Annotated in this window: 9 protein-coding genes; 8 read left to right on the top strand and 1 reads right to left on the bottom strand. The window is 40.6% G+C overall.

Annotation, left to right across the window (positions count from 1 at the left end; all coding sequences use genetic code 11):
- The 3 genes from BZA03_RS20525 to BZA03_RS20100 all read left to right on the top strand — a co-directional run.
- Nucleotides 1–363: hypothetical protein (locus BZA03_RS20525; RefSeq protein WP_220018917.1), on the top strand; the 363-nt coding region annotated here is incomplete at its 5' end.
- Between the two features lie 123 nt (nt 364–486).
- Nucleotides 487–858, top strand: a complete 372-nt coding sequence (locus BZA03_RS20105; RefSeq protein ID WP_110289695.1) for a hypothetical protein — start codon at nt 487–489, stop codon at nt 856–858.
- A 116-nt stretch (nt 859–974) separates the two neighbouring features.
- The gene (locus tag BZA03_RS20100) at nt 975–1,268 is read left to right on the top strand and encodes a hypothetical protein (RefSeq protein WP_075176700.1); all 294 of its coding nucleotides are present in this window, start codon (nt 975–977) and stop codon (nt 1,266–1,268) included.
- A 306-nt stretch (nt 1,269–1,574) separates the two neighbouring features.
- On the opposite strand, the gene BZA03_RS20355 is transcribed toward BZA03_RS20100, so the two are convergent.
- The gene (locus BZA03_RS20355; RefSeq protein ID WP_146212373.1) at nt 1,575–1,763 is read right to left on the bottom strand and encodes a hypothetical protein; all 189 of its coding nucleotides are present in this window, start codon (nt 1,761–1,763) and stop codon (nt 1,575–1,577) included.
- Nucleotides 1,764–1,934: 171 nt separating this feature from the next.
- Between BZA03_RS20355 and BZA03_RS20090 the strand changes: the two genes are divergently transcribed.
- The 5 genes from BZA03_RS20090 to BZA03_RS20065 all read left to right on the top strand — a co-directional run bounded on the left by BZA03_RS20090 (nt 1,935) and on the right by BZA03_RS20065 (nt 5,125).
- On the top strand, nt 1,935–2,396 hold the full coding sequence (locus BZA03_RS20090; protein WP_110289693.1) for a hypothetical protein: 462 nt from the start codon (nt 1,935–1,937) through the stop codon (nt 2,394–2,396).
- Nucleotides 2,397–2,889: 493 nt separating this feature from the next.
- Nucleotides 2,890–3,348, top strand: a complete 459-nt coding sequence (locus tag BZA03_RS20080) for a nuclear transport factor 2 family protein (RefSeq protein ID WP_110289691.1) — start codon at nt 2,890–2,892, stop codon at nt 3,346–3,348.
- Nucleotides 3,349–3,488: 140 nt separating this feature from the next.
- On the top strand, nt 3,489–3,935 hold the full coding sequence (locus tag BZA03_RS20075; protein WP_110289690.1) for a hypothetical protein: 447 nt from the start codon (nt 3,489–3,491) through the stop codon (nt 3,933–3,935).
- Nucleotides 3,936–4,060: 125 nt separating this feature from the next.
- Nucleotides 4,061–4,690, top strand: coding sequence for a hypothetical protein (locus BZA03_RS20070; RefSeq protein ID WP_110289689.1), 630 nt, complete (start codon nt 4,061–4,063; stop codon nt 4,688–4,690).
- Nucleotides 4,691–4,801: 111 nt separating this feature from the next.
- Nucleotides 4,802–5,125 (top strand): low molecular weight protein tyrosine phosphatase family protein, encoded by a 324-nt coding sequence (locus BZA03_RS20065; RefSeq protein WP_110289688.1) that lies wholly within the window; start codon nt 4,802–4,804, stop codon nt 5,123–5,125.
- Nucleotides 5,126–5,328 lie beyond the last annotated feature (203 nt).

Here is a 5,328-nt window from a genome sequence, read left to right as displayed (position 1 = left end):
GCTAAACACGTTCACTTCGTTCACTGGGACAGTAACGCAGCGGCGCTTCGCGATTATGCCGCTACGTCACTGCCCGTTAGCTTAGCGTTATGTGCCCAAGGGAAATCGATGAAGCTCGAAAAATTAGGAACTGTTAATCTACTCTGGTTTCTTATTTCTCTTTTTCTAGTGATTTGGTTAGGTCATCAATTACTGGGCGCAATAATCAATCTAGAAATACAAAATCTGCGGGTAACTGATACAGTTTCATTTGGAAACAGGCCTATCTGGTTTGCTTTTGTGTTCTTGTTAAAGTTTATAGCGTGGCTTTTGTGTTTAGGTGTAACAGTGTTTTACATTAAACGGCGAGCTAAGGTCACATAACAAACGCATTAACACTCGCTGCGCTCGCTGGGGACAAAAACACGTAGGCTCCCTTCGCTTCGCTCGGTATTATAGCCTAAGTATTTTTGCCCGTTATGCGGGTGTTAGCTGACAAGAGGATTCATGGAAGATTACTCTCCGAATAAAATTCCTAAATCGACCCGAATTTTTAATATCGTTTGGGCACTGTTCTTAATTGCTATGTGTCTTTATGGCTTCACTAACGAAGCTTTGGTATATCCCGGCGTAAGAGGCTCTTACCCTATTGAATTAACTGGTATGCCTCTACTATTTTTCTGCGTTGCATTGCTCTCGGGTGCTGTTAATGCTGCGCTGACCGTAATTGACCACTACGACAAAAGAGATAACGAAAGAAGCTATAAACAAATGTCACTTTATCTAAACGTCCTAAGTATATTTACAATAACGTTAGCTTTTGGATATCAATTCATTATTAACCAAGAGTCAGCGGTAGTTATATGCAATGTCAGCTAACAAGCCAATAAACGCACTCACTTCGTTCGCTGGGACGCATTCACGCGGGGCGGCTTCGCCATTATGCCCCACATGTCTGCGCCCGTTATTGGAAAGTTAGGTGACAAGGAAGGTTGATGAAGCACTACTTCTGGCATTGGGACGAGTCCCGTGGCGATGAATATGACAACTGGGGAACATCAGACTGGTATTATGAAGTCGCTGACGATGAATCTTACAATAGAGTCATTCAAATATATCAATCGGGTAACGCATTGTTTTACAGCAGGGAGCATATTGAGGATAAGTACGGCTTTTTACCTGAGGGTAGTTTCGGCTGTTGTGAATATGGCGAGGAGCCTATCTCTGCAGAAGCTTTCAATAAACTCGTAAATGAAACTTCATTTACCAATGTCAGCAATGTCACCTAACAATCACATTAAGCCGCTCGCAGGCTCGCTGGGACAGTAACACGTGGGCTCTGTCGCTTCGCTCGGATTTTAGCCCACGTATTACTGCCCCTTATGTGGGTGTTATGCATCAAGGTAGATTATGAATCGAATGCCCCTTTCAAAAGAACCAGTCGACCAATCTTTACTTATGAAAATGGCCTACACCGATTCATTCTCTCTAGGTATAGCGTCTACGTGTTTCGGTAGCGCTATCTATGAAATAAGGCCTGAAAGCGTAATCTGGGGTTTCTTTGGGTTAGTATTTCTATATTTTTTCATTAGCGATTACGCCAGTGAAAATGAAATTTCAGTTCTTAGAAAGAACATCCAATGGTTTAATACATACTCTTTTATTACTGTTGCATCTGCGGCACTTGTTGGTTTTTTTACATCTTTCGAAACTATCAATTTTCTTACTCTACTTGCTCTTTTTTCAGTAATGATTAACGCTTGCTTAGTTCGACCTTTTATCACAGTTAAGCTCTACAAAAAGAACTACACTAGGTTGTTTGGGGTAATAGATGCATAACAAAACGCTCAAGTCGCATCCCGCCGCGCGGGCTGCTGGGACAAATATACAATGCGGCTTCGCCATTTTCGCATTGTACATTTGCCCCTTAGCTTAGTGTTAGGCCTCAGTTAACTATGTCAGATTTAAAGCCAGATTATTCAAGTTACTCAGTAGCCGAACTTAATGAAGCAAAAGAGTCAGTTGATAAACTCCAATTTCCTGAAAGATTTGCTGAAATACAATCAGAACTAGCTGAAAGAGGTGTAGGTAATCCCGAAGCTACAAACGTACAAAAATCAGCAGAAAACCCAGTGAAAAAGGTGCCTAATATTTTAACGAAGACAGACTCCAAAATTATTCATTTTATAATTCGAGTTTGGTGCATCATTTTGCTTTATCTGCCTGCCTCCGACCTCCATGAAGTATTTATGGAAGGGACAACTTACGCAAGGCGCTTGGGTACTATTAGTTACGATAGTAATCCCATTTCTTTTAGTATTGAAGTTGCTAAAAGTATAGTATTAGCCGGATTGCTTATATTTGCCTTTATCAAAAATCCACTAGCATTGGGTAAAAAAGGTGAGCCAAAGGCCTAACAAACAACTGTTGGCACTCACTACGTTCGCTGGGACACAAAGTTGGGCGTTATGTAGCTTGAAGGATATGGACATTAACAATGCAGAATAAACTAGTCATAGCCTTAGGAACTCTTCCTCGATACCTAGCATTTCAGTTGTTTTTTCTCACGTATGTACTCTCAATCTTTACCCATGCATCTGAGCCATCTCCTAAAATTTATCAACCTGAGATGTTTTTTTATCTTCTCCCTTTAGTTATGGCTATGGTTGTTACACACTTTGGCTACATGTCTGCTAGAAGTGGTAGCGTAAGCAAAACACAGTATTTTCAAATATTCGGGATTTTTGTGATCTACGGATTTATCTGGCATGCTCTTTTTTAAAACGCTACATAACAAACAAATTATGTCACTCGCTGCCGCTCGCTGGGACGCAAACACGTGCGCGGCTTCGCCATTATTGCACACGTGTTTGCGCCCCATATTTGGAAGTTATACACACAAGGAAGGTTATGTATAAGATCATACTTTTATTTGTTTCTTTACCTCTTTCGTTTGTTGCCAATGCTGCTCTCTCAAAGGGAGAACTGGAGCAACTAGCGACAAAATTTGTTGAAGCCAAAAATGCTCGACAGCAACCTGATACTACAATTCAGGATATTGATGCCTTTATTAATTTAATTGCAGATGAATTTGTCGATGAACATGTGAAGTTTAAAGTAACGATTACGGAAAAGTCCGCTTTACGTGAAGGTCTGATTGCCAAAATGAGTGACAAAATTTACTACAGTTCAATAGTTATAAACGAAATAATGACTGGGGGAAATGTTGCCATTATTAAAATGACTGAGTCAGGAAAAGTCAGGCCGAATCATTTAGACAAAGATATAACCTACAGCTCAGTAAATATAGTAACCTTAGAATTCAATGATGCTAAGTTGATTACGCATATTCGCAGGCATCACGGTTGATGTGTGTATAACAAAACGCTGTTGGCACTCCCTTCGGTCGCTGGGACGCTAACACGTGGGCTGACTCACTTCGTTCGGATTTTAGCCCACGCGCTAGCGCCCCAAAGCTTAGCGTTATGTGCCAAGGAAAGTACTGTGTAATGAATATTAGCTTCGACGATTATTTGGATTCAATTAAGGCAAACAGGAAGTCTATGCCTCCAGAGCTATTTTCTTTTGCATCAAACGAAAACCACTACGAATTGAATCACCCTCAATCACTTCACGATTCATGGGTATCTTCGCTGTGTACAGAAGAACTTAGAAACAATACACGGCCATTTGAATGCTCGTTAAGAGTGACATTAAAGCTACTTGGTCAACAACATGATAGAACACTAGTGTTAATCTATTCAGATGTTGTCGCCTATGAGTTCTTAGGTTTAGAAAATAGTTTTAACCCAAAGGACACTTTCCATGGAGATATATTAGATCATCGCATTAGTATTACTGGCGACGCTTACAACCATATAATTGAAATGCGTTCAGGCTCTATCTTCAAGGTTGTTTTTAAAGGGTTCTCTTTTGAAGAACAAAGTAGCACATAACAAAAAAATTAAGTCACTCACTTCGTTCGTTGGGACGCAGACATGCGGGGCGGCTTCGCCATTATGCCCCACATGTCTGCGCCCCTTATTTAAAAGTTAGCTCTCAAAAGGTAGATTTAAATAATATGGAAGAATCCTGTACTACATTTAACAACTGGTTTGAATTAAAACTGATTATCCCAGCTTTGCTTACTCTTATTAGCGCAGGCGTATTTCCTTTTTTGCTTCACAAATATAAAGTCAAACGCGAAAGGCAGGAAAAGTTATTTGAAACTCGCAAAAATGAGTATCAGGCATACTTCAAAACATTGGAAAACGCTGCTCGATTGGCTGGTCAGGATTACACGGAATTTATGAATAAGACACTTCCAGACGCCAACAGACGATTGTATGAAGAAAATTCTTCCCCTGAGTCTATCCTCAATTTTCAAAAAGTTTTAAATGATTTCACCATTGGAATTCAAGAGGGATTTCAGAAAGCAACTAGCGAACTTACTGGCTTAAGAATAGTTTGCTCACGGAGCCTTTTTACTAAATTGGAAAGATTTGAATCTCTTTATCAGGAACTGTTAACTATGCAACCTGAAATGCTGAGGCAATTAAACGAAAGAATCACTCCCGAGTCATTCGTTTCTGGCGACATTGACTTCGAAACAGAAATCAAAGTTAGAATGGTCGAAAAAGGTGAGGAACTCAAATCTGTACGAGATGAGATAATTCAAGATATGAGATCTGAATTGGGCTATGAGAGCTAACAATCCAATCAACACACTCGCTTCGCTCGCTGGGACGCCTACTTGCTGCGGCTTCGCCATTTTCGCAGCAAGCATTCGCCCGTTATCGGGGCGTTATGTACTTAAGGAAATATGAACCTATTATTTGTTTGTTCAGAAAATCGTTTGCGTAGCCCAACCGGTGAAGAAGTCTTTTCTCAATATGAAGGGGTCAACGCAATCGGGTGCGGCACAAATGCAGATGCCGAAACACCGCTTTCAGGCGACCTTATAGAATGGGCCGACGCCATTTTAGTTATGGAAAAAACTCACAGAAACAAAGTTGCCAAAAAGTACAAAGATTTACTCAAAGGTAAAAAACTGGCGTGCTTAGACATACCAGACAACTACGAGCGCATGCAGCCCGAACTTGTTCGCCTTTTAAAAAGTAAGGTCCCAAAGTTTGTACGGTTGTAATTGGCACGTACATAACAAGCAAATTAAGCCACTCACTTCGTTCGCTGGGACGCATACACGTGGGCTGCTTCGCATTATAGCCCACGCGTCTGCGCCCCTTATTTAAAAGTTATAACTACGTTTAGCGATAGTGGTTATTTTTATTCAAGGAGAGATGAAATTTCAAATTCCCTAGGTAAACAAATTCAACTTATATTTGCTTT

This window comes from Alteromonas sp. I10 (assembly GCF_003201515.1).
Lineage (GTDB): Bacteria > Pseudomonadota > Gammaproteobacteria > Enterobacterales > Alteromonadaceae > Alteromonas > Alteromonas macleodii.
The sequence above is the reverse complement of the archived record's forward strand: the minus strand, read 5'-3'. Positions and strand labels throughout refer to the sequence as shown.